Origin of the sequence: Streptosporangium subroseum (assembly GCF_900188345.1) — a bacterium.
GTDB classification, from domain to species: domain Bacteria; phylum Actinomycetota; class Actinomycetes; order Streptosporangiales; family Streptosporangiaceae; genus Streptosporangium; species Streptosporangium subroseum.
Genome location: NZ_FZOD01000001.1, coordinates 281,909 through 304,730, shown reverse-complemented (window position 1 = coordinate 304,730; position 22,822 = coordinate 281,909). Strand labels below are relative to the sequence as shown.

The 22,822-nt window shown below is 69.5% G+C and carries 19 protein-coding genes; 11 read left to right on the top strand and 8 right to left on the bottom strand.

Annotated elements, in window-relative coordinates; genetic code table 11:
• The first annotated feature begins 134 nt into the window (after positions 1 to 134).
• On the top strand, positions 135 to 1,034 hold the full coding sequence (locus CHC08_RS01405) for a DUF4184 family protein (RefSeq protein ID WP_089205267.1): 900 nt from the start codon (positions 135 to 137) through the stop codon (positions 1,032 to 1,034).
• Positions 1,035 to 1,255: 221 nt separating this feature from the next.
• Here the strand turns inward: CHC08_RS01405 and CHC08_RS01400 are convergent, their stop codons facing one another.
• Positions 1,256 to 2,119 (bottom strand): hypothetical protein, encoded by an 864-nt coding sequence (locus CHC08_RS01400; RefSeq protein WP_089205266.1) that lies wholly within the window; start codon positions 2,117 to 2,119, stop codon positions 1,256 to 1,258.
• Positions 2,120 to 2,355: 236 nt separating this feature from the next.
• On the opposite strand from CHC08_RS01400, the gene CHC08_RS01395 reads away from it, so the two are divergent.
• From CHC08_RS01395 to CHC08_RS01360, 8 genes are all read left to right on the top strand, one after another.
• Positions 2,356 to 3,741 carry a serine/threonine-protein kinase gene (locus tag CHC08_RS01395; protein ID WP_089205265.1) on the top strand — a complete coding sequence of 462 codons (1,386 nt, stop codon included), beginning with the start codon at positions 2,356 to 2,358 and terminating at the stop codon, positions 3,739 to 3,741.
• Positions 3,742 to 3,864: 123 nt separating this feature from the next.
• Entirely contained in the window at positions 3,865 to 4,368 is a 504-nt protein-coding gene (locus CHC08_RS01390; RefSeq protein ID WP_089205264.1) for a GNAT family N-acetyltransferase, read from the top strand.
• Positions 4,369 to 4,670: 302 nt separating this feature from the next.
• Positions 4,671 to 4,859 carry a hypothetical protein gene (locus tag CHC08_RS01385; RefSeq protein WP_089205263.1) on the top strand — a complete coding sequence of 63 codons (189 nt, stop codon included), beginning with the start codon at positions 4,671 to 4,673 and terminating at the stop codon, positions 4,857 to 4,859.
• Positions 4,860 to 5,163: 304 nt separating this feature from the next.
• A complete protein-coding gene (locus CHC08_RS01380; protein ID WP_179281831.1) occupies positions 5,164 to 8,040 on the top strand; it encodes an AfsR/SARP family transcriptional regulator in 2,877 nt (958 codons plus the stop codon).
• A 112-nt stretch (positions 8,041 to 8,152) separates the two neighbouring features.
• The gene (locus tag CHC08_RS01375; RefSeq protein WP_089205261.1) at positions 8,153 to 9,847 is read left to right on the top strand and encodes an MDR family MFS transporter; all 1,695 of its coding nucleotides are present in this window, start codon (positions 8,153 to 8,155) and stop codon (positions 9,845 to 9,847) included.
• Entirely contained in the window at positions 9,844 to 10,236 is a 393-nt protein-coding gene (locus tag CHC08_RS01370; protein ID WP_089205260.1) for a hypothetical protein, read from the top strand. The genes CHC08_RS01375 and CHC08_RS01370 overlap by 4 nt, the downstream gene beginning before the upstream one ends.
• Positions 10,233 to 10,472 carry an SPW repeat domain-containing protein gene (locus tag CHC08_RS01365; protein ID WP_089205259.1) on the top strand — a complete coding sequence of 80 codons (240 nt, stop codon included), beginning with the start codon at positions 10,233 to 10,235 and terminating at the stop codon, positions 10,470 to 10,472. Before CHC08_RS01370 ends, CHC08_RS01365 begins: the two co-directional genes overlap by 4 nt.
• A gap of 303 nt (positions 10,473 to 10,775) precedes the next feature.
• A complete protein-coding gene (locus CHC08_RS01360; protein WP_089205258.1) occupies positions 10,776 to 11,579 on the top strand; it encodes an IclR family transcriptional regulator domain-containing protein in 804 nt (267 codons plus the stop codon).
• Here CHC08_RS01360 and CHC08_RS01355 read toward each other — a convergent pair.
• From CHC08_RS01355 to CHC08_RS01335, 5 genes are all read right to left on the bottom strand, one after another.
• On the bottom strand, positions 11,576 to 11,950 hold the full coding sequence (locus CHC08_RS01355) for a zinc-binding dehydrogenase (RefSeq protein ID WP_275937139.1): 375 nt from the start codon (positions 11,948 to 11,950) through the stop codon (positions 11,576 to 11,578). The two genes, CHC08_RS01360 and CHC08_RS01355, sit on opposite strands and share 4 nt — an antisense overlap.
• Positions 11,951 to 12,033: 83 nt before the next feature.
• Entirely contained in the window at positions 12,034 to 12,393 is a 360-nt protein-coding gene (locus CHC08_RS01350; protein ID WP_089205257.1) for a hypothetical protein, read from the bottom strand.
• Positions 12,390 to 13,253, bottom strand: coding sequence for a DODA-type extradiol aromatic ring-opening family dioxygenase (locus CHC08_RS01345; RefSeq protein ID WP_089205256.1), 864 nt, complete (start codon positions 13,251 to 13,253; stop codon positions 12,390 to 12,392). Before CHC08_RS01345 ends, CHC08_RS01350 begins: the two co-directional genes overlap by 4 nt.
• On the bottom strand, positions 13,246 to 14,085 hold the full coding sequence (locus CHC08_RS01340; protein ID WP_089205255.1) for a citryl-CoA lyase: 840 nt from the start codon (positions 14,083 to 14,085) through the stop codon (positions 13,246 to 13,248). The genes CHC08_RS01345 and CHC08_RS01340 overlap by 8 nt, the downstream gene beginning before the upstream one ends.
• On the bottom strand, positions 14,078 to 15,268 hold the full coding sequence (locus tag CHC08_RS01335) for a CaiB/BaiF CoA transferase family protein (protein ID WP_089205254.1): 1,191 nt from the start codon (positions 15,266 to 15,268) through the stop codon (positions 14,078 to 14,080). The genes CHC08_RS01340 and CHC08_RS01335 overlap by 8 nt, the downstream gene beginning before the upstream one ends.
• A gap of 214 nt (positions 15,269 to 15,482) precedes the next feature.
• Here CHC08_RS01335 and CHC08_RS01330 point away from each other — a divergent pair, with 214 nt between their 5' ends.
• A complete protein-coding gene (locus tag CHC08_RS01330) occupies positions 15,483 to 16,931 on the top strand; it encodes an amidohydrolase family protein (RefSeq protein ID WP_089205253.1) in 1,449 nt (482 codons plus the stop codon).
• Positions 16,932 to 17,090: 159 nt separating this feature from the next.
• Here the strand turns inward: CHC08_RS01330 and CHC08_RS01325 are convergent, their stop codons facing one another.
• Together CHC08_RS01325 and CHC08_RS01320 are read right to left on the bottom strand one after the other, a co-directional pair.
• Positions 17,091 to 18,383, bottom strand: coding sequence for a hypothetical protein (locus CHC08_RS01325; RefSeq protein WP_089205252.1), 1,293 nt, complete (start codon positions 18,381 to 18,383; stop codon positions 17,091 to 17,093).
• Between the two features lie 113 nt (positions 18,384 to 18,496).
• Entirely contained in the window at positions 18,497 to 19,063 is a 567-nt protein-coding gene (locus CHC08_RS01320) for an O-acetyl-ADP-ribose deacetylase (RefSeq protein WP_089205251.1), read from the bottom strand.
• Between the two features lie 359 nt (positions 19,064 to 19,422).
• Between CHC08_RS01320 and CHC08_RS01315 the strand changes: the two genes are divergently transcribed.
• Positions 19,423 to 22,713 carry a S8 family peptidase gene (locus tag CHC08_RS01315; RefSeq protein WP_179281830.1) on the top strand — a complete coding sequence of 1,097 codons (3,291 nt, stop codon included), beginning with the start codon at positions 19,423 to 19,425 and terminating at the stop codon, positions 22,711 to 22,713.
• The last annotated feature ends 109 nt before the right edge of the window (positions 22,714 to 22,822 follow it).

The window sequence follows — 22,822 nt, the reverse complement described above, 5'->3', positions numbered from 1 at the left end:
AAGGAAGAGCGTCTTCTCTCATCAAACCGGGTCACCGTCGAATGACGCGCCACCGTCAGAGCCCTGACCGCTCCGGCGTCGCCCGCGCCACAGGATTGTCCGAGATGATCGCCGATGGGCACTGATAATGGGGCGTGCCCTTCACGCTGAGCCATGTCGTTGCGATCCTGCCGATGCGGCGATGGCTGCATCCCTCGGCGCTGGCGGTCGGCGCGATGGTGCCGGATCTGCCGTACTACGTGCCGCTGCCTTTCTCCTCGAACGTCACCCACAGCTGGCTGGGCGGGTTGCCGGTGGATCTGCTCGCGGGGGTCGCGGTGCTCGTCGTGTTCCACCTGTTGCTGCGCGGGCCGTTGACGGCGCTGGCCCCGGAGGGGGTGCGTGCGCGGTTGCCCGATCGGGCGCCGTCCGGGCGCGGGGTCGCGGTGGTGGCCGCGTTGCTGATCGGTGCCGCCACGCACCTGGTGTGGGACGGGTTCACCCAGGTGGGTGGCTTCGCCGTGGTGCACTGGCCGGCGATGCGGGTCTCGGTCGTGGGGGCGCATCGGGTGTTCAACGTGGTGATGTACGTCAGCTCGTTAGGCGGGCTCGTGGTCCTGGCCTGCTGGTTCGCCCTGTGGTATCGGCGCGCCGCCGTACGGCCGGGACGCTGGCCCGGCGTGACAGGACTCCTTCGCGGGTGGGTCCTGGCCACCGGTGTGGGCGCCGCGGGTGTCGGTGCGGTCATATTGGGGAGCGGCGACCGTGCCGCGGTGAGTCTGTACGACCTGGTGCGCTGCGTGATTCTGGGCGGGATAGGCGGGTGCGGCGCCGTTCTGGTCTGCTACACGGTCGCGTGGCATGTGTGGCCGGCGATGCGCTCCCGACCGGACGCGCTCCAGCCGGTTCATGCCGAGACGAGTAAGCCGGGCGCGCTCCGATCGGTTCACGCCGAGACGAGTGAGCCGGGCGCGCTCCGGTCGGTTCACGTCGAGACGAGTGAGACCGGTGTCCGGGACAAGGACGGGGCCGGATCCTCGGACATCGGCCTTTGAAGGTCCGCAGCTCGATGACGGCCGCTTACACGCTCCGCCGCCGCTGACCGCTCACGTGCTCCGCCGCCGCGCCCTGTCCGCCGTTACCACGGGGCAGTGTCCGGGTGCCGGCGACGCTCTCCTCACGCCCGGCACGCGGAAGGGAAAGCCGGGCGACCTGTTCGCAGGCCGCCCGGCCGTTTCTCCGGCGAGGGCAGAGGCGCCTGCCCGGGAAGACGTCGTTACTGCTCCCAGGCGCAGATCGCATACGCCCTGACGGTCCAGTAGTCGTTCATCGGTTCCATTTCGGCCGCTCGGACCAGGACTTTGTCGCTGGTCGGGATGAAGTAGTCGAGGGTGACCTCGCCGTGGCCGTTGCCGATGGAGAAACCGGTCCCCAGGACCACCTGCCGGTCACCGGCACCACCGCAGGCGACCTCGACCGGCGGCTTGTTGGACTGGGTGCTCTGGCTGGTCTCGGAGTAGATCCACAGTCCCGGTGGCGGGTCTTCGGCACAGATCGCGAACACCCGGAGCGTCCAGTCGGTGTACGTCGCCGGATACCTGTTCACCGCGTGCGCGTAGACCATGTTCAACTGCGGGATGACGTAGTCGAGGCTTGCCGTGCCCCGCGCTCCTTCCAGTTGGTACCCGGTGCCGAGCAGGAACTCGCCGGTGTCGCAGGTGACGGACACGGGGATCATCCCGTTGAGCGGGGAGATCCGGGAGAGGATCCGGGTCGACTCGTGGGGGTCGCCGCAGACGGCCCGCACGCGGATCGACCAGTTGGCCGTGGTCCCCTCCTCGGTCTCGACCCCGTACGCGCTGACGGTGTACGTGGTCGGTATCACCTCGTCGATGACAACGGCGCCGATTACGCTGATGATCTCGGCTCCCGTACCGAGCACGCGCGTGCCCTCGGGGCAGGTGACCTCGGCGCCTTTGTCGTTGGAGTTGCTGTCGCTGGTGGCGTACCTGACCTGGTAGCCGGAGATGTCGGCCGATGACGCGCTGGCCGGCACCGTCAGGATGACGGTGGACAGCGCGATGACGAGTGACACGGCGGTGGCCCAGGTGCGCCTTGTGGTGCTGGGTAATACGGGCAATGCAGCCCTCCCTGAACGGTGGGCTCGTGGGTACCTCCCCGATCTTGGGGAGCACGCTCCCTGACTTCCCACACCATCACCCTCGGCCTCGCGTCACGCTGTGCCCTTTTACCCGCTGTGGCCTGGTACTTCTTCCTGGAGTGATCGGGGCAGGCGTGATAGCACCTATGTGGAGCCTCGGGGCCCTGCCGCCCGTGCGTTGACATATGGGTTTGATCGTCGGGTAGAGCTGGTCCATGGCTTCTTTGCGGTACGAAGGGTGGCTGCTGGCCGGACGGTACCGTCTTGTGGCTGGGCTGGGCAGCGGCAACATGGCGACGGTCTGGCGCGCCCATGACGAGTTCCTCGATCGTGAGGTCGCGGTCAAGGAGGTCGCGATCCCCGATCACCTGGTCGGGCAGGAGCGCGAGGTCCTGCTGGGACGCACCATGAGGGAGGCGCGCCTCGCCGCACGGCTGAGCCATCCCAACATCGCCGCGGTGTATGACGTGGTGCAGGCCGACGGTCGTCCGTGGATCGTGTTGCAGCTCATCAGGTCACGCAGCCTCGCCGAGGCGATCGCCGTGGAAGGACGTCTGCCCGTTCCCGCCGTCACACGCATCGGGTTGGAGGTGCTGTCGGCGCTGGAGGCCGCCCACGCGGCCGGCATCATGCACCGTGACGTCAAACCCGCCAACATCCTGCTCACCGACGACGGGCACGCGATTCTGACCGACTTCGGGCTGGCCACCAGCACCCTCGATGAGGACCCCTGTCTCACCAAGACGGGAATAGTCGTCGGAACGCCCGCCTACATGGCTCCCGAGCGTGCCAACGGCGCCGCTTCGAGTGCCGAAGGTGACCTGTGGTCCTTGGGGGCCACCCTGTACACGGCCGTGGAAGGCGGCGTCCCATTCGCTCGCGGCACCGTACTGGCCACCCTCGCCGCCGTGCTGACGGCCGCCCCCGAACCGTTCCGGCACGCCGGCCCCCTGGCGTCCGTCATCACCGGTCTGCTCGACAAGGATCCCGCTCGACGCACCGACGCCGTCCGCCTCCAGGAGCAACTGCGGAACGTGGCCGCCCTGTGGGACGAAGGCACGGACGGCGCCGCGGCGTCGCTCGCCACCGGGCTGATTACGGTGCCGACCGCTGCCCAGAGCACCGCCGAGCGCTTCGACGACGGCCCCCGGTCGCCCTCGATACGTCAGCGGATCACCAAGCACCGGCGCCTGTCAGCCGGCGCCGCGGCCCTGCTCGTCGGCATTTTTGTCGTCACCACCGTCACCGCCGAATGGCGGAGCGATGAGCCCGGCCGATCGGAGCGGGCCGTTCCTTCCGTTACCACTCCCATCACGATGCTTCGGGTCACCCCCACCCCCCACGTGAAGCCGGTGACCGAGGGCCATTCCACGTCCACCTCCACGTCTACGCCCACGCCCACGCCCGCTCCCGCTTCTCAACGCCGCAGGCAGTCCGGCCCCCTCCCCAACCCGCCCAACCCCGAACCCCACGAGATCGGCCCTCCCAGAGGTCCCACGAAAAACCCCAAGCCCGTCAAACCGAAGCCGATCAAGCACGGAAACGGACACGGTAACGGAAACGGAAACGGGAAGAGCCAGGGGAACGGCAACAAGAAATAGCCGTGCTCGGGTGTGACGGTGACGCCGGTACGGCAGGCAGCCGTCGGAGGTAAATCGGGTGACCGGGCGGGATGACAGGCCGTAGCGTACGGATTTCAGGCGGTTGAGGAGAGGGAGCGTCGTATGGGTCCGGCAGAGGTTCGTCGTCTGACACCCGAGGACTGGGAGATCTTCCGGGATGTCAGGCTCGTGGCGTTGGCTGACTCACCGGAGGCCTTCGCCTCGTCGCTCGACCGGGAGCAGGGCTACGACGAGGCACGGTGGCGCGACTGGATGCAGCCGGAGCGCGGGGTGAAGGCGATCGCCCTCGTCGAGGGCAGGGTCGTCGGAGTCGCCGGTGGCTGGGTGCCCGAAGGCCGGGGCGGGGCGGTCGAGGTCTACAGCATGTGGGTCGACCCGGTCGCGCGGGGCGCCGGAGTCGGAGCCCTGCTCGTCGAAGAGGTCGTGGGATGGGCCGCTGAGCAGGGGTATCACAAGATCGAGCTGTGGGTCGTGGACGGGAACGACGGTGCCGCGCGTCTGTACAAGCGTCTGGGCTTCGAGGCCGTGAACGAGTCTCAGCCGCATCCCAATGATCCCGGCCTCCGCGAGTGGCTGATGGTTCGCATGCTCGGAGCATTGATCTAGGTCTCCCGTGGCATGTGAGGATCGATCCGGGCGATGTGAATAGTGGCGTAATTCAAAGGGGCGATCTCGCGTCGCAACGCGGCTTCGGCGATTAACTGGAGCGATCGCCCCGCCGCCCGGTTCTGGCGATGACGTGGGCGAGCGGGTGAAACACGAGCGCCGCCGTCTTCGGAGCCGCGGCGACATGACAGGCTGGGGCCCATGGATGAGTCGATGCCTCAGCCGGGGGCTCCCGGGACGATGCGGGCCGAGGACGGGCATCGCCGCCAGGCCGGGATCTTGTTGACAGAGGTACGCCGCGGATGAGTGAGCCGGTGGTCTGCTCGGCGAAGGGCTGCCAGGCGACGGCGGTGTACGCCGTGGTCTGGAACAACCCCAAGATCCACACGCCCGAGCGGGAGAAGATCTGGACGGCCTGCGAGGAGCACCGCCGGTCGCTCTCCGACTTCCTGGACGTGCGCGGGTTCCTACGCCGGGTGGACAGGTTGTAGGCACCGGCTCCGGTACGGACAGAGCACGGAGAATTTCACAACGGCCGCTTCTGTCCTGTGCGCGGAATCTCGGGATCCTGCCGGTCCATGCACCGGTTATACGGCGATGTTGGCTGATCACCACGCCCGGCCTTCGGAGCACCGGCGGCTGAAACCGAATGACAATACCTGCCATACGATGCTGAGTCGGCACGTTGTGGCGCAGCGAAATGAAATCCCTCTGAGCTCGCGGAACGGTGCCTCGGAGAGGGAGCGGCGTCGCCATGGGATTGGCCGAGGGACGAACGGAAGAGCGCGCTGTCGGATGAGTGATCATGGACTCCGGTTCTCGATACTGGGACCGGTACGCGCTTGGCGGGACGGCGACGAGGTAGAGCTCGGCTCGCCCCAGCAACGGCTGGTTCTCGCCGTCCTCCTTCTGGCCGAGGGCAAGGCGGTCGGCCATGACCACCTGCTCGACGCCGTCTGGGCCGACGATCCTCCACGCAGCGCCCTGAGCACGTTGCGGACCTACGTCTCGCGCCTGCGCGCCGTCCTGGGCGCTAAAACGGTCATCTCCATCGGGAACGGGTACGCCCTCGTAGGCGGAGTCTGTGACCTGGTCACCATGGAGGAGCTGTCCCGCAAGGGAAGGTACCGCGAGGCGTTGGCACTCTGGCGGGGGGAGCCGCTCGCCGGACTGGAGGGGCACTACGTCTGGTCTCAGCGAGCGCACATCACGGAACGGCGACTCGCCGTGCTGGAGCGCAGGCTCACCCAGGACGTCGAGGAGGGCAGGCACACCGAGGCCATCGCCGAGTTGACCGCGCTCTGCGGGGAGCATCCGGCCAGGGAGCGGCTCTCCGGCCTGCTCATGCTGGCCCTGTATCGCTCGGGAAGGCAGGCCGAGGCGATAGGCGTGTTCATCGACACCCGGAAGCTGCTCGCCGAAGATCTCGGTATCGACCCCTCTCCCGAGCTGGCGGAGCTCTACCAGAGGATCATCACGGCCGACCCCGCCCTCGGCTCGAAGCAGGTCGTGAAACCGATCGCGAGGCAGGTGCCCCGGCAACTCCCCGCGGACGCGGCGGACTTCACCGGGAGAGAGGCCGAGATCGAGGCGATGGTGGGGGAACTCCGGTCGGGGAACGCCTCGGCGCTGGTGATCTCGGCGCTGTCGGGTGCGGGCGGCATGGGCAAGACCACCCTGGCCGTCCACATGGCGCACCGGCTCGCGCCGTACTATCCCGACGGCCAGCTCTTCGTGAACCTCCAGGGGACGAGCGCGCGGCCTCTACTGCCGGAGACCGTGCTCGGCTCCTTTCTGCGTTCCCTCGGGGTGGACGCCTCGGCCGATTCGGCGGAACTGAGCGAGCGATCGGCCCTGTACCGTTCCGCGCTGGCGGACCGGCGGGTGCTCGTGGTGCTGGACAACGCCGCGGACGCGGCACAGGTGCGGCCGCTGCTTCCGGGGTCCGCCGGGTGCGCGGTGCTGACGACGAGCCGCGCGCAGATGGCCGGATTGTCCGGCGTGCGGCAGGTGAACCTGGGCGTGATGGACCACGACGAGGCGATGGCGCTGATGGCCAAGGTGGCGGGGGAGCCACGAGTGGCCGTCGAGCGCGAGGCGGCGGGGGAACTGGTCAGCGCGTGCGGGAACCTGCCTCTGGCGATCAGGATCGTGGCCTCGCGGCTGGCGGCGCGGCCCGCCTGGAGCGTGGCCAGGATGCGCGATCGAATGATCGACGAGCGTCGGCGTCTGGCGGAGCTGCGCGTGGGAGACCTGGCGGTCGAGGCGACGTTCGCTCTCGGCTATGACCAGCTCGACGCGGCACACGCCTCGGCGTTCCGGCTGCTGGCGATCCCCGACACACCTGACTTCTCGCTGGCGGCGGCGTCCGCCGTGCTCGATCTGGACGAGTGGGAGGCGGAGGAGGCCTGCGAGGCACTGGTGGATGTGAGCATGCTCGAGTCGCCTTCTCCCGGCCGCTACCGCTACCACGACCTGCTCAAGATCTTCGCGCGGTCGCGGCTGGACGACGAGGAGGAACGGCGGGCCGTGGTGGGCCGGTTGCTCGACTTCTACCTCGCCGGGATAACGACGGTCTTCCAGCTGACCTTCCCGGGAGTCCCGGTGCCCGAGCCGGGCCGGACGATCCGGAGCGGGCCGTGCTTCGCGGACAAGGACGCCGCGGTCGGCTGGGCGGAGGAGGAGGAACGGGGGGTGCTCAGCTGCGTTCACCAGGTCGCCCAGACCCCGGGCAGCGCGCTCCTCGACGCGGTACGGCTGCTCGACATGGCATCCGACGTACTGGAGATCGACGCGGCTCCCGAGCGTTACAAGCGGACGGCGGGAGTGCTCATCGAGGCGGCGGAGGTTCGGAGGGAACGCGCTGCCGAGGCGCACGCGCGTTGCCTGCGCGGCGAGTTCTGGATAGGCCGCAGATTCGCCGAGGCGGCGATCGAGGACGGCGTCGTCGCACGTGACCTCAGCCTCGCCGAGGGCGACCTGGCGATGTACGCGAAGAGTCTCAACCTGCTGGCCATGGGCCACCATGGCCAGCGGTCGAGGACCGAGGCGATCGCGATGTACCGTGAGGCGATCGAGACCTGGCGCTCGCTCGGTGATCACTGGTTGGAGACCAAGGGTCTGGGCAACCTGTCGCTCGTGCTCGCGTCGGAAGGCAGGATCGACGAGGCGGTGGAGACCGCCGAACTGGCCAACCGCATCACGCATGAGCTGGGCGGCAGGATGGATCCCGACATCGTGTACCAGCTGGCCATCGTGCTGCGCGAGGCCGGGCGCCCGGAGGAGGCGCTCTCCCGACTCCTGGAGGCGCGAGAGGAGTATCGGCGGCTCAAGCAGCGCGTCCGAAAGGGGGCGACCCTGCAGCGGATGGCCGAGACCTACCTCGATCTGAAGCGGCCCGACCGCGCCGTCGACTGCGCCGAGGATTCGCTGGCCATCATGGCGAAGGCGGGCGAGGAATGGGTTCAGGGCAAGGCGCTCGTCTCACTCGGCCAGGCGCTCGCCCAGCTCGGCCAGCCGGGCCGGGCGGAGGCGTGCCTGACCGAGGCGCTTGAGATCTTCACCCGGCGGAACCTGCCGGAGGCCGACGACGTACGGAGCCTGCTGAACCAGGGTGGGGCGCCGCGCCGAGGTGCCGGGCCGGAGAACGTCGACCGGCTCGCTCTTCCGTGAAACCCATGGTCAGAGCCGTATGGCGGAAGATATGTTGATTCTCCATGCGTCACACCGACTCTCTGCGTAAGGTCATCGCTACAAATAGTGACCGAAGCGGGGGTTGTCGTTGTTGACTCGCGCGCAGATCCGGCTCGTGATGGCCGGGCTCATGCTCGCCATGCTGCTCGCCGCCCTGGACCAGATGATCGTGGCCACCGCGCTGCCCACGATCGCGCAGGAGCTCGGCGGGCTGGACCAGCTCTCCTGGGTGGTCACGTCCTACCTTCTCGCCTCGACGACCGGGACCCCGCTGTATGGCAAGCTCTCCGACCTGTACGGCCGCAAGCGGATCTTCCAGAGCGCGATCGTCATCTTCCTGATCGGCTCCGTCCTGTGCGGTCTCGCCCAGAACATGGTTCAGCTGATCATCTTCCGAGGCGTTCAGGGACTGGGCGGCGGCGGGCTCATGGCGCTCGCGATGGCGATCATCGCCGATGTCGTCCCGCCCCGCGACCGGGGTCGCTACCAGGGGCTCTTCGGCGGCGTGTTCGGCCTGGCCAGTGTCGCGGGGCCGCTGGTCGGCGGCTTCTTCACCGACCACGCCACCTGGCGCTGGATCTTCTGGATCAATCTCCCGCTCGGGGCGGTCGCCCTCGCCGTGGTCGCGGCCACGCTCCACCTGCCCGGCAGGAGGGTGCAGCACAGCATCGACTATCTCGGGGCCGTCCTCCTGACCGCCGCGGTGTGCTGCATCCTGATGGTCACGGTGTGGGGCGGCCGGACGTACGACTGGTCCTCCTGGCAGATCATCGGTCTCGCGGGTGTGGGCGTCTGCCTGACCGTGGCCTTCGCCGCCTGGCAGCGCAGGGCGTCCGAACCGATCCTGCCGCCCCGGGTGATCGCCCATCCCGTGGTCGCGGTCAGCGCGGGGTTGTCGCTGCTGTCGGGGGTCGCGCTCTTCGGCGCCATCGTCTACCTGCCCGCCTACTTCCAGATCGTCCGCGGCGACACGGCCACCGAATCCGGGCTCGCCCTCGTCCCCCTGACCGGCGGGGTGATCGCCGCCTCCATGGTGAGCGGATGGCTGATCTCCAGGACGGGCCGATACCGGGCGATATCCGTGCTGGGCGCGGCGATCCTGGCCGGCGGCCTCTACCTGCTCAGCCTCGTCGAGGTCGACACCTCCACGGCCGTGCTCCTGGCCTTCACCGTCGTGGTCGGCCTCGGGGTGGGCGGCTTCATGCAGGTGCCGCTGGTGGCGACCCAGAACGCGGTACGGCCCGGCGACATCGGCAGCGCGTCCAGCGCGATCGCCTTCTTCCGCACGCTCGGTGGCTCGCTGGGGACCGCGCTGTTCGGCACGATCCAGATCCGCGCCCTGGAGGAGGAGTTGAGCGACGCAGGTCTGCCGGCGCAGGCCGTACAGCTCGATCCCGTCCTTCTCGGACAGCTTCCCGCCGCGCAGTTGCGGCAGCTGCTGGAGGCGTTCACCGTGGCGGTTCAGGCCGTCTACCTGTGGGCGATACCGTTCGCGGTCGCCAGCCTGCTGCTCGCGCTGTTCCTGAAGGAGATACCGCTGCGCGGAGGCGGGCCCACGCGGCCGAGCGCGGTGACCCTCGCGGTGACCGGCGTCGCCCTCAGCTGGCTCGCCGACCGGCTCGAACAGGGCGGATCACCGCGGCTGGTCGAGGCCGCCGCCCGGCTTGCCCCCGCCGATCAGGCCGGTGACGACGTCACGCGCGCCCGCGCGGCCTCCCGTCAGGTTCTCAGACCGCTGGCCGGACAGGTCCTCCTCGCAGCATTGACGGAAAAGGAGAGGAAATGACGCGTTATCTGGCCGGTGTGATCACCGCGACCGCCGCTCTGGGCGTGGGGACGTGGCTGCTGCTCGCGCCGTACGCGCTGGACTACCCGTCCGGCGGCACCGCGTCGGACGTCGACCTGTGGACGGGGGCGGGAGTGTGCGCGCTCTCCCTGATCACCATCGTGGTGTGGGTGCGGGCCTGGCGGACCCGGCTCCGCGACGACGGGCTTCTCCCCGAGCGTCCCGTCCCGCAGCCGGGTGTGCCGGAGGAGCCGCCGGTCCCCGCCGCGACCGAGCCGACGATCGAGGACCTGCACAGCCTGCTCAAGCCCCTGGTAACCGCGCTGGCGGCCGATCAGCTGGAGTACGCGGCCCAGAAGGCCGGCCGACCTACGGAGGAGCGACGATGAGCAGACTGGGAATCATCGGTATCGGCCTGCTCTTCGCGACCGGGATCTGGCTGGTCGCCGCGCCGTTCGTGACCGGCCAGCAACCGGACGGCACGACCTGGACGGCGGCCACGCGTAACGACGTGATCGCCGGCGCCCTGCTCACGCTGCTCGGCTTCGCGGGCTTCTTCACCGCGCTCGCGGGCCACATCGCCGACCTGTACGCCAGGGGTGCCGGGCCGTCCGTTCCCCAGTGACCACGCGGTGGTCGATCGGGTTCGGACGAACGCGCGGTGAGCTTCGATCGAGCCGGGCGAGCGTGTGTACGCACAAGGGATCGACCACGCGGCGGTCGATCGGGTTCGGACGAGCGCGTGGCGCCCGGTGGGATGACCGCGGAGCGGTTGATCAAGCCGGGCGAACGGGTGTACGCAGAGCGGAGCGTCGAGGCACAGCAGAGTCGAAACGATGCTGTCAGGGTTTCTTTCAGCTTTCCCATAGGCTTGGCGGCAGTATTTCGGTCACATGGCCGCGACCTGGAACACGGGGGACACCTGAAGATGGCGGGACGCGGAGAAGGTCCGGACTTCGTCGAGGCGCTGGCTCGCGGGCTCGACGTGCTGGGGTGCTTCGACGCGGATCGGCCCCAGATGAGCCTCAGCGAGGTGGCCGCCGCGGTCAACCTGGCCAGGCCGACGGCCCGGCGGCTGCTGCTCACCCTGGAAGAGCTCGGCTACGTCCGCTCCCACGGCAGCCAGTTCACGCTCACCCCGCGCGTGCTGAGCCTGGGCGTCGCCTTCGTGAGCTCGCTCGGTCTTTGGAACATCGCGCGCCCGCACATGGAACAGCTGGTCAGGAGCACCGGCGAGTCCTCTTCCATGGCGCAGCTCGACGGGTCGGACATCGTCTACGTCGCCCGGGTCTCGGTGCCGAAGATCATCGCGCTCCGGGTGGAGATCGGCACCCGGTTCCCGGCGTTGCAGACCTCGCAGGGCAAGGTGCTCCTGGCCGCCCTGGACGCGGACGTCCTCAAGAGCGTGCTGGCCCAGCCCAGCCGGTCCCGTCTTCCCGAGTTCACGCCGCGCACCCGGGAGGACGTCGAGAAGGAGCTCCTCTCGATCCGCGCCCGGGGCTGGGCGCTGGCGGACGAGGAGCTCGCGCCGGGCGTACGCTCCGTCGCCGTTCCGGTCCGCGACGGGACCGGAGTCGTACGCGCGGCGATGAACGTCACCGTCCACGCCGCGGAGACCAGCCTCGACACCCTCGTCGACGAACACCTGCCCCGGCTCCTGCGTACGGCCGGGGACATCTCGGCCGAGTGGGCGCTCTGGCAGTCCAGGCCACACAGTGAGGTCACCGACTAGAAGGTCAGGACGATCCGGCCCGCCGCGGTGCCGTCGGCCTGGCGCAGCCACGCCGACTCGGCGTCGCCGAACGGAACGATCTCGTGGGTGACGGCCAGCCGTCCGAGCACGACCTGCTCGGCGATCAGGGTGATCGCCGCGGCGCGCTGTTCGGGGCTCAGCTCGTTGTTGGTGTAGCCGGGCAGTCGCAGCGATCTGCTGCGGAGCGTGGAGGAGTCGATGGGGCAGGTCTCGGCGGCGGAGCTGCCGAGGTTGACCAGCCTGCCGCCCGTCCGCAGGGTGCGGGCGGCCGCCGCGGCCGGTGGGCCGAAGAGCGGGTCGAGCACCAGGTCGGCCGGCCCGTCGGCGACGGCGGCGAAGCGCGCCGCCAGCTCGGTGACGTCATCGGTGGCGCGTCCCGGCCGACCACCGACGGCGGCCGGCCGGGACTCTGGATCTCCGCGGCGCGCATGGCTCAGGTGGCGATGTCGGGGTAGGGCATCGACACGTGTGCGAGCCGCCGGGCGTACTCGGTCTGGAAGCCCATCGGCTCGTGGTCGCGTTCGAACATGGCGATGAACAGTGTGAGCGTCAGGAACGGGTGCGCGCCCAGCTCGAACAGCGCCGGGTAGTCGTGGGCGGCCAGGGCCTCGCGTTCGGTGTCGTCGAACCGCAGCCAGGTGGAGGACTCGCCGTCGACACAGTTGAGGATGCGGTTGGCGTACTCGGTCTCCCACATCGCCACCGTGGCTCGCGGGTCCTCGCGGTAGCGCTCGACGAGCTCGGGGTCGCGGTCGACGGTGTACAGGAACTTGTTCAGCAGATACTTGCTCATGACCTGCCTCCGTTCGGATACCAGGTGAAGTAGGCCTCCATGGTGTGGAACAGGTCGTAGGTGTCGACGTAGTCGGCCTTCCGGCCTTCGCCAGCGACGCCCATCATCAGCATGAAGTCCATGAAGCCGTGGGTGGCGTTGCCGGGCAGGTGGAGGCTGTCGAGGGTGACCTCGGACAGGCAGCCCTCGATGTCTCCCGACGAGATCCACTCGACGGCCTTGCGGTCGAACTGCGGGTCAGGTCCGGTCGGCCCGAACTGGCGCGGTCCGCCGAGTTCGAGCGACAGGTGCCCGGTGCCGATGACCGCTACCCGTTTGTCCTCCGGCCAGGACTCGATGAGCTGGCGGATGGTGCGCCCGAGCTGCACGAACCGCTTCGGCTGCGGCAGGGGAGGGGCGAAGATGTTGGTGTAGATCGGCACGATCGGCAGGTCGTTCTGCGGGCGCAGGGTGATGATCGGGCAGGTGATGGAGTGGTCGATCCGCAGCTCGTTGGAGAAGGCGAGGTCGAATCCGGCGTCCAGGCCCTCCCGCAGCACGTAGGCCGAGAGGTCTTCCTGGCCCGTCAGGAGCATCTTCGGCAGGCCGAACTCGCGTTCCTCGTTGTAGAAGTTCGCGTCGTAGAAGGGGGCCTTGCCGACGAGGAACTGGGGCATGTTGTCCAGCCAGAACTGGTGGAAATGGTCCGAGCCCACCATGACCAGCACGTCAGGCCGCGCCTTCGTCAGGGTTTCCCTGAACGCCTCCACCTTGCGCACCCACTCGTCCGCGAACGGAGGACGGTCGTCCCCGACGGCGGTGCTGGCACGGTAGTAGAAGGGGTGGTGAGTGGACGCGATCACCGCGACCAGTTCAGCCATGCGAACCTCCATGGGCATCGGCGGGGGTGTAGGGCTCGGGGGCTACGGACCGGTTGTTCAGGTCCACCGACAGGAAGATGTCATTGGCCACCGGGCGGCGTAGCTCCTCGGCGAGTTGCCCGATCAGCCCGGCGGTGCGGGCGAGCAGGGCGAAGCCGCGCAGCAGCTCCAGCGGCAGGCCCAGGTCGGCCAGCGCGGCTCCGCAGACACCGGCCCCGTTGAGGGGCAACGTCCTGCCCAGCACCTGCGGGTGGACGCGGCCGATCGCGGCGAAGAGCGACAGGTGCGGCCCGAACAGGTCTTCCTCGGCGGCGATCCGCATCAACCGCGGGGTGCGGGGGTCGCCCTCCTTGTGCACGTGGTGGCCGAGGCCGGGGACGAACCTCTTCGCCTCCCGCTGAGCCCGTACGGTGTCCAGGGCCAGGGCGTCCCAGCCGGCGTCGTCGGCCGGCAGCGCGTCGCCGGCCGAGGTCAGCACGTCGTGCAGGAACCGGCCGCAGTCCTCGGTGACGCCCAGGAAGCGGGACCCGCCGCCGAGCAGCCCGGCCGCGAGCGCGCCCTGGATGGAGTCCGGCGCGGAGAGGTACGTCAGCCGGGTCACGATCGCGGTGGGGGTGAACCCGTGGTCGGCCAGCGCGGCGAGCACGGCCTCGAACACCCGGGTCTCTCCCGGCGTGGGCCGTCGCTGGGTCGCGAGCCAGAACGCCAGCTCCCCGAACCCGACCGTGCCCATCACGTCTTCCGCCAGGTCGTGGCCGAGCAGGGTGATCTTCTTCAGGGACGAGGCCCCGAGCGCGGTGGCATACTCCGGTCTCTCCGTCTGCTCAGCCACGGTCGTCCTCCTGCGGGCCGGTCAGCCACCTGCGCAACTCCGCGCCGTGCTCGTCAAGCTCGGGTGGTGGCAGAGTATAAGTGACCGGCGTCTCGGAGAACCTGATCGGATGCCGCGTCGTCGGGATCGCGCGGTCGCCCTCGCCGACCTCGACGACGGGGTCGAGCCCGAAGCGCTCGGCCATCGCGAACCCGCCGTCGATGGTGTTGATCGGCCCGCTCGGCACCCCGGCCTCGACCAGCAGCTCGAACCACTCGACCGCGCCGCGCTTGGCGAGCCGCTCGGTGAGAATGGGGCGCAGCTCCTCGCGGCGCTCGGTGCGGTCGGCGTTGCGGGCGAACCGCGGGTCGTCGGCGATCTCGGGGATGCCGAGGACCTCGCACAGCTTGCGGAACTGCCCGTCGTTGGCGGCGGCGACGATGAGGTCGTTGTCCGCGGTGGGCAGCGGCTCGTACGGGAACACGCTCGGGTGCGCGTTGCCCATGCGGTAGGGCACGACGTCGCCGGCGACGTAGGCGGAACTGTGGTTGACCAGCCCGGTCAGCGCCGAGGACAGCAGGTTGACCTCGATGTGCTGACCCTGACCGGTGCGGTCGCGGTGCCGCAGCGCGGCGAGCACGCCGATGACGGCGTGGTTGCCGGCCATCACGTCGAACACCGAGATCCCGGCCCGGTAGGGCGGGCCGTCCGGGTCTCCGGTGAGGCTCATCAGGCCGGAGATGGCCTGGACCATCAGGTCGTAGCCCGGCACGTGCCTGCCGGCGCCGGAACCGAACCCGCTGATGGAGGCGTATACGATGCCGGGGTTGGCGGCCTTCACGGCCTCGAAGCCGAGCCCGTACTTGTCCAGCCCGCCCGGTTTGAAGTTCTCGATCAGCACGTCGGCGCGGTGGGCCAGCTCCCGTGCGACCTGGGCGTCGGCCTCGTCGCGCAGGTCCAGCGCGATCGATCGTTTGCCCCGGTTGATCCCGAGGTAGTAGGTCGAGACCTCGTCACGCACCGGGGGCACCCAGGCTCGGGTGTCATCCCCCTTGGGGCCCTCGACCTTGATGACCTCGGCGCCCATGTCCGCCAGGAGCATCGTGGCGTACGGGCCCGCCAGGACCCGGGAGAAGTCGGCCACCAGCACGCCGGACAGTGGCCCGCCTCCGGTCGATCTCTCCGGTACGGCATCGTCTGCCATCCAGCTTCCCCCTGTGTCCGTCTAGTGGACATTCGTCCGCGAATTTGATTCTGGCAGGTTCCGAACAGGTGTCAAGCAGTTCACCGTACCCCTTGACATTGGCCTAGATGCTCATAAAGGTGGCAGCGAACAGGGGTGACCGTTTGGCGGACATGAGTCCGGTAGATCGGATTACGCTGCGAAACCGGTTGTACACATGGTGAGGAGTTCGTCGATGAGCGAGCGGACCGAGTTCGGGCCCGGGCGGCCCGTGGTGCTGCGGGGCGGCACGGTGCTGCCGATGGACGACAGACGTCAGGTGCTCACGCACACCGACGTCCTCATCGTCGACGACCGGATCGCCGCTGTGGGACCCGACCTGCCGGTGCCGGAGGGCACCGTCGTGATCGACGCGACCGACGGCATCGTCATGCCCGGGATGATCGACACCCACCGGCACATGTGGCAGACCGCCATGCGCGGTTACGGCGCGGACTGGACCCTGACCCAGTACTTCGTCTGGTACTACCTGGAGCACGGGAAGCTCTTCCGCCCTGAGGACGTGTACGCCGGCAACCTGCTGGCCGCGATCGAGGCTGTCGACAGTGGTGTCACCACCGTCGTCGACTGGTCCCACGGCCTGCAGACCGTCGACCACGCCGACGCCGCCGCCGACGCGCTGCAGTCGGTGCCCGGCCGGTTCGTGCTCGCCTACGGCAACATCCAGCAGCCGCCCGCCGAGTGGACCGGCGCCCCGGAGTTCCGCGACTTCATCAGCCGCCGGATCACCGGCGACGACATGTTCGGCTTCCAGATCGCGTTCGACGTCACCGGCGACCCGGCCTTCCCCGAGAAGGCCGCCTTCGAGGTCGCCCGCGAGCTCGGCGTCGCGGTCACCACCCACGCCGGGGTGTGGGGCGCCACCGGCGACGACGGCATCAAGCTCATGCACGACCACGGCTTCATGACCCCCGAGACGGTGTACGTGCACGCCGCCTCGCTCTCCGCGGACTCCTACCACCGCATCGCCGCCACCGGCGGCTCCATCTCGGTCTCCACCGAGAGCGAGCAGAGCGCCGGCCAGGGCTACCCGCCCACCTGGGCCATCCGCGCCCACGACATCCCGGTCTCGCTCTCGATGGACACCAGCGTCTGGTGGAGCGGTGACCTGTTCTCCGCCATGCGCACCACGCTCGGCGCCGACCGCTCCCGCGAGCACATGCAGGCGCAGGCCAAGGGCGACACCGTCACGCACGGCAGCCTGCGCGCCGACCAGGTCGTCGACTGGGCCACCCGCGGCGGGGCCCGCGCCCTCGGTCGCGACCATGAGCTCGGCAGCATCGAGGCCGGGAAGAAGGCCGACGTCGTCCTCATCAAGAACGAGCACTCGCCCGTCTCCTTCCCGCTGCTCAACCCCTTCGGACACGTCGCGTTCCAGGCCCAGCGCGGGGACGTGCACACCGTCATCGTCAACGGCCGCGTGGTGAAGCACGAGCACCGCCTGGTCGACGTCGATCTCGCCGCGGCCCGCCGCCGGATCGAGCAGACCGTCGATCACCTGCGGTCGACGATGGGGGAAGAGGCATGGCAAAAGGGGATGAACCCCGACATCCCCGAAACCACCATCCTCGACAATCCCTACACCTACACCGACTATCACAGCTCCTCGACGCACAGCCAATGAGCACGGCCGGTCGGAGCAGATGAGCGTGGTGGTCGCGGATCACGCCCCGGACGTCGTCGGGTAACCGCTCTCCGCGGCGAGACGGTTCATCTGTTCGGTGCCACATCTCCCACGGCGACGCCGCCGGACACCGGCCCGTCAGGGGCGGTCGAAACGGTGTCAGTCCAGGCCGGGTGCGTGGCGTGGGCGCAGGGCGTGGGCGCGCAGCGCGGCTCTGGCGGCGGCGGCGCCCTGCGAGGTGAGCGCGAAGGGGGCGTCGAACGAGCGCGCGGGGTGATGACAGTCGAGTGCCCACAGCCGGTGACGCATGACGGCCAGTTCCTCGCGGACCGACTGGGCGAGCCCGCCGGAGGTGTCCCACTCCTGACCGAGGACCTCGACCGTGTCCCGCTCGAGGTCTTCGGCGTTCATGGGGCCGTGCACGGTGAGCAGCATCAGCATGACCTCCCGGGCGGTGACGGTGAACGCGTGTCCCTGGCCGATCACGGCCGAGACCGCCGTGTTCCACAGCAGGGTCTCGTCGGCGAGCATGCGGCGGCCCAGCGGGGTGAGGACGAGCTGCTTGCCGGTACGGCGGACCGCCTTCATCTCCCTGGTGGCCAGCTCGCGAATGCTCTGCAGGGGAAAGACGTCGAACTCGCGGGTGAGGGTGCCCACCAGGAGTTCGCGCCAGCCGAACAGGTCGACGGCCTCGGTGACCAGTCGCGGGACGATGTAGTGCCGATCGGTGAGCGGCAGCCCGTCGGCGGCCTTGTCCAGCAGCCAGCGCAACAGCGTGAACGCGCCGGGCGGGGCGAGGACGGGCTGCCGCAGCTGGGAGACGACCGCACGGCACAGTTCGGCTCTGCGCCGGTTGCGCGGGCGAGTCCAGGTTTCCAGGCGTTCGGCGTGGACCCGCTCCAGCCAGGATCCTCCCGGCCGGGGCGCGGTCAGGTGGCGCTCCACCACCGCCGCCCGCGTCTTCTCCCAGCCGCGTGCCCCGACCCGAAGATCACCGGACGCGATGGCCAGCTCGATGGCGGCCGAGGCGGCGTGGTGGGCGGCGCTCTCCTCGGCGCCGCTGAAGTCGCCCCAGGCCAGCACCCCGGTGTCGGGCGGAATCAGGCCCGTCTCGTGCAGCGCGGTGCGATAGGCGTCCCGGCCCGCGTCCGTTCCCTCGGTGGCGTAGGCGGCCAGCAGGTCCCTGGTCGTGGCGGAGGTGCAGATCCCGGCGTAGCGATCCAGGCCGACCAGGGTGAAGAAGCGGCCCAGCGCGGTGGTCACCCGTTCGGGATCGTCGACGAGCCAGGTGCTCGGAAGCGTGTGCCAGAGGAACTCACACAGCCGTAGCGCGGTGATCGCCTCCAGGCCGTCCTCACCGGTCAGCGCGCTGAGCGCGGCTTTGACGAGGCCGACCGCCTCGTCTCCCCGCTCGTGGCGCAACCCGGCGAGAGCTTCCCGTTCCATCTTCATGCTCTTCAGTGTGCCCTCCTGGGCGATTTCTCACAGGCTGGGGGCCGATCCGTGCGGCGAGGTCGCCTGCGGCGAAGAAGACGCCCGGCCCGGCGGCGTTGGCCAAGTGGTGATCATGTGCCCTTTCCTCCGGAATCCCGTCGCGCCGAGTCGTTCTGGTCCGCGGGTCCCGCAGCGTTGAGGGCCTGCTCGAAGGCGGCGTACGCGTCCGGTGTGAACAGGACGAACCGTACGTCCATCACCCGCGTCGGAGTGGCGCGTACGGTGTCGACCGCGATGCGGGCGGCCTCGGCCATCGGCCAGCGGTAGACCCCGGTGGAGACCGCGGGGAAGGCGACGCTGGTCGCGCCGAGTTCGTCGGCGGCCCGGAGCGATTCCCGATAGCAGGAGGCCAGCAGTTCCGAGCGGTCTTCCGCGGCGGAGAAGACGGGGCCGACGGTGTGGATCACCCAGCGGGCCGGGAGTTCGCCCGCCGTGGTCGCCACGGCCCGGCCCGTCGGAAGCCCCTTGTCGTAGTGCGAGGCGCGGAGTTTCCGGCAGGCGTCGAGAATGGCGGGGCCGCCGCGCCGGTGGATCGCCCCGTCGACTCCGCCGCCGCCCAGGAGCGAGGAGTTGGCGGCGTTGACGACGGCGTCGACGTCCTGCCCGGTGATGTCTCCCTGTACCAACGTGATCCTCATAAAATGTGCCCTTTCACAATGTTTGTTCCTTTTGTGTTAAATCTGACCTTTGGTCATATGCGGCCTGACAGGTTGAGGCAAAGATTGCCGCTGGCCCCCGATGTTGTGGCGCCGCCTCGCTCCACGGACCCGCCCCCCTACATGATCTTCGTCACAGCAAAACATCAAACGCCCCATCAATGCGTATTCTGCGCATTGATCACTATCCACGTGTGGCAGACGGCCCTCGTGATCTGACAGGTCGCGAGGCCTTTCTTCGCCATGCCCTGCTTCTGCAGTGCCCCCTTTTCGACGGGCAACGCCGCTGCCCGAGATCCGGGTACGGAGCGCCGCCCGTCGCGTTGAAACGGAGATCCCCCATGCGGCAACGCCGTCGTACCGCTCACGGCGCGCTCGTCCTCGCGTTTGTGGCCGCCTTCGTGGGCAGCCCCAGCATCGCCGCCGCCGAACCGGCCCCGACTCCAGCCCCGGCCCCGGTTCCGCTGGGCGTGGCACAGGACGCCTCACCGGTCGCCTCACCGGACTCCGGCGAGGCGACCGCCAGGACGGTGACCCTGATCACCGGCGACAGGGTCACCTCCTTCGGAGGCCGGATCACGGTGAAACCCCGCCACGGCGTGCAGTTCCTGCGCTATGGCGATGGCAAGCACCAGTACGTCATGCCCAGCGACGCGATCGCCCTGCTCAGGGCCGACCGCCTCGACCGCCGGCTGTTCGACGTGGAGGAACTGCTCGCCGGTGACTACGACCGGCTGCCCGACCTGCCGCTGATCGTGTCGGACTCCTCGGCCACGCGCGGGCTGACGGCCGGCCGCCGGCTCGCGGCGGTCGACGGGTTCGCGGCCAAGACGCCGACCGCCGACCTCGCGAAGAACTGGCCGGCCCTGCGGACCTCCCTGACCACCGGGAAGGTCTGGCTGGACGGCCAGCGCGCCCTCTCGCTCGACGTCAGCGTGCCGCGGACGGGTGCCCCGGTCGCCTGGGCCGAGGGCCTGGACGGCACCGGGACGACGGTCGCGGTGCTCGACAGCGGCATCGACGACACCCACCCGGATCTCGTGGGAAAGGTCACGGGACGGAAGAACTTCGTCACGGGCTACGAGGGCGACCACGACCTGAACGGGCACGGCACCCACGTCGCCTCGACCGTCGCCGGCTCCGGAGCGGCGTCCGGCGGCAGGAACCGGGGCGTCGCACCGGGCGCGACGCTGCTCGACGGAAAGGTCTGCTTCAACTACTTCGGCCAGGGCGCCTGCCCCGAATCGTCGATCCTCGAAGGCATGCAGTGGGCCGCCGCGTCCGGCGCCAAAGTGATCAACATGAGCCTCGGCGCCCCGGACAGTCCGGGCGTCGACCCGCTGGAGCAGGCGGTCAACGATCTCACCGCCGAGTACGGCGCGCTGTTCGTGATCGCGGCGGGCAACGACGGCGTCCCGCAGTCGATCGGGTCCCCGGCGTCCGCGGACGCGGCCCTGGCGGTCGGCGCCGTCACCAAGACCGGTGTGGTGGACTACTACTCCAGTCGCGGCCCGCGCCTCGACGACTACGGCGTCAAGCCGGAGATCACCGCTCCGGGCACGGACATCGTCGCCGCCCGCAGCACGTACACCGAGGACGGCGGGCCCGGCGAACCGTACATCGCGCACTCCGGCACGTCGATGGCCACGCCGCACGTGGCCGGGGCCGCCGCGATCATCACCCAGGCGCACCCGCAGTGGACGGCCGAGCAGCGCAAGTCGGCGCTGGTGGGCTCCGCCAGGCCGAGTCCGGACTTCGACGTGTTCGCCCAGGGCGGCGGCGAGCTGGACATCGTGCGGGCGCTGAAGCAGCCCGTCAGCACCTCGCCCGCCTCGGTGAACCTTGGTTTCCAGGCGTTCCCGCAGGGTGACGAGGACGTCGCGCGCACCGTGACGTACCGCAACACGGCCGCCGCGCCGGTCACGCTGAACCTGGCCCTGAACGGCGACGCCCCGTCCGGTCTCTTCTCGCTCGGCGCCACCTCGGTGACCGTGCCGGCCGGTGGGGAGGCGTCGGTGGAGTTGAGCGCCGACCTCGATGCCGCGGGGAGCGCGTACGGCGTCTTCTCGGGCCGGTTGACGGCGACGGCCGAGGGCATCGCCGTGCAGACGCCGTTCAGCGTCTTCAGGGAGGAGCCGAGCGCGGACCTCAAGGTGAGCGCGCTCGACCGTGCCGGAGCACCGGCGGCGGGGTCGGTCACGATGATCGCCAACCACAGGACCGAGCAGACGTTCTACACGCTGGAGCCGGAGGCGACGTTCCGCGTGCCGATGGGCACCTACTTTGCGGCCACGCTGGCCATCGGCGACGACGGCACGTCGACGCTGATCTCCAACCCGAACCTGTCGGTCACCAAGGGAGTGAGCCTCGTCATGGACGGCCGGAAGGCGCGTCCCGTCGACGTCACCATGCCGGAGAGAAGCGCGGCACCGGTGGAGGTGTCGGTGTCCGCGGAACAGTCGGGCGAGATCCGCAGCATGATCGCGGGCATCTCCGGTGACGATCCCGGCGCGCTGTACACCGCGGACCTGGGGACAAAAAAGGCGTCCGGGTTGACGACCCTGGTGAGCGCGCTGTTCGCCAAGCCGGACGGCAAGGGCGGTTTCGGCGGCAGCCCGTACACCTACCAGGCCGGATGGCACCACACCGGATCGTTCACCACCGGCTTCACCGAGCACGTCAAGCAGAAGGAGCTGGCGACGGTCCGCGCCGAGTACGCGGCCAACACGGTCAACGCGGCGGGCAGCGTGGGATGGCGGAGCAACACCCCGATCGTCCCCGGCATCAAGTATCCGGTCGGCGTCGAGCTGCCGGGCGTCCCCCTGCCGGGGACGCGTACGGAGTACTACGTGGGCAACACCGCCTGGGAGTCGATCGTCCAGGAGGGGATCGAGGGGGCGGACTTCCCCACGCTCCTGGCTCAGCTGGGCAGGCCGGCGACAACCCGTGCCGCCGGCCGTAAGGACACCGAGCGCTGGAACGGAGCCGTGCTCGGCCTCCCGATGACCCCGGCGTACCCGGAGTATCCGATCGTCGAACGGCGGGTGGACGAGCTGCTGCTGCGGCTCGGCGGCTACGCGGACGCCGAGGGTCACCTCGGGTACGCGGAGGCCGACGGCGTGGGCGGGCGGATCGCCGTCTACCGTGACGGCAAACTGGTAGGGGAGCGCGAGGGCGCCTACGCCGGGTTCGATCTGGATCCCGGACGGGCCCGCTACCGGCTGGAGTACAGCGTCGCGGCGCCCTCCCTGCGGCTGTCCACGCGGCGCGACACCGTGTGGGAGTTCGACTCGGCGCACAACGCGTCGAGCGTGGCCCTGCCGCTCACCGCGATCGGCTTCGCCCCGGACCTCGACCTCACCAACACCGCGAAGGCCGGTCGGGTCATGACGATCCCGATCACCTTCACCCGGCAGGCCACCGCGGGCAAGGTGCGCAAGGTCGACGTCGACGTGTCGTTCGACGACGGCGCCACCTGGCAGAAGGCCCCGGTCGTCCAACTTCTCGGCACGTCGAGCGCCGTGGTCCGGAACCCGGGCAGGCCCGGCTACGTGTCGCTGCGCGGGCACGTGGTCGACTCGGCCGGGAACAAGGTCACCATGACCGTGATCCGGGCGTACGCGACCAAGTAACGGCACGCTGTCGGAGGCCGGGTTCGCGACGTCGAACCCGGCCTCCGACAGCGGCGCACACCGTCGAGACGCGGCGGGAGAATGCGCACTGTCGCCACGGCGTGACCTG

Excerpts from the sequence above, each read along its gene's own strand:
- CHC08_RS01395 (WP_089205265.1), top strand. The coding sequence starts at position 2,356 with ATGGCTTCTTTGCGGTACGAAGGGTGGCTGCTGGCCGGACGGTACCGT.
- CHC08_RS01390 (WP_089205264.1), top strand. The coding sequence starts at position 3,865 with ATGGGTCCGGCAGAGGTTCGTCGTCTGACACCCGAGGACTGGGAGATC.
- CHC08_RS01385 (WP_089205263.1), top strand. The coding sequence starts at position 4,671 with ATGAGTGAGCCGGTGGTCTGCTCGGCGAAGGGCTGCCAGGCGACGGCG.
- CHC08_RS01380 (WP_179281831.1), top strand. The coding sequence starts at position 5,164 with ATGAGTGATCATGGACTCCGGTTCTCGATACTGGGACCGGTACGCGCT.
- CHC08_RS01370 (WP_089205260.1), top strand. The coding sequence starts at position 9,844 with ATGACGCGTTATCTGGCCGGTGTGATCACCGCGACCGCCGCTCTGGGC.
- CHC08_RS01365 (WP_089205259.1), top strand. The coding sequence starts at position 10,233 with ATGAGCAGACTGGGAATCATCGGTATCGGCCTGCTCTTCGCGACCGGG.
- CHC08_RS01360 (WP_089205258.1), top strand. The coding sequence starts at position 10,776 with ATGGCGGGACGCGGAGAAGGTCCGGACTTCGTCGAGGCGCTGGCTCGC.
- CHC08_RS01350 (WP_089205257.1), bottom strand. The coding sequence starts at position 12,393 with ATGAGCAAGTATCTGCTGAACAAGTTCCTGTACACCGTCGACCGCGAC.
- CHC08_RS01345 (WP_089205256.1), bottom strand. The coding sequence starts at position 13,253 with ATGGCTGAACTGGTCGCGGTGATCGCGTCCACTCACCACCCCTTCTAC.
- CHC08_RS01335 (WP_089205254.1), bottom strand. The coding sequence starts at position 15,268 with ATGGCAGACGATGCCGTACCGGAGAGATCGACCGGAGGCGGGCCACTG.
- CHC08_RS01330 (WP_089205253.1), top strand. The coding sequence starts at position 15,483 with ATGAGCGAGCGGACCGAGTTCGGGCCCGGGCGGCCCGTGGTGCTGCGG.
- CHC08_RS01325 (WP_089205252.1), bottom strand. The coding sequence starts at position 18,383 with ATGAAGATGGAACGGGAAGCTCTCGCCGGGTTGCGCCACGAGCGGGGA.
- CHC08_RS01320 (WP_089205251.1), bottom strand. The coding sequence starts at position 19,063 with ATGAGGATCACGTTGGTACAGGGAGACATCACCGGGCAGGACGTCGAC.
- CHC08_RS01315 (WP_179281830.1), top strand. The coding sequence starts at position 19,423 with ATGCGGCAACGCCGTCGTACCGCTCACGGCGCGCTCGTCCTCGCGTTT.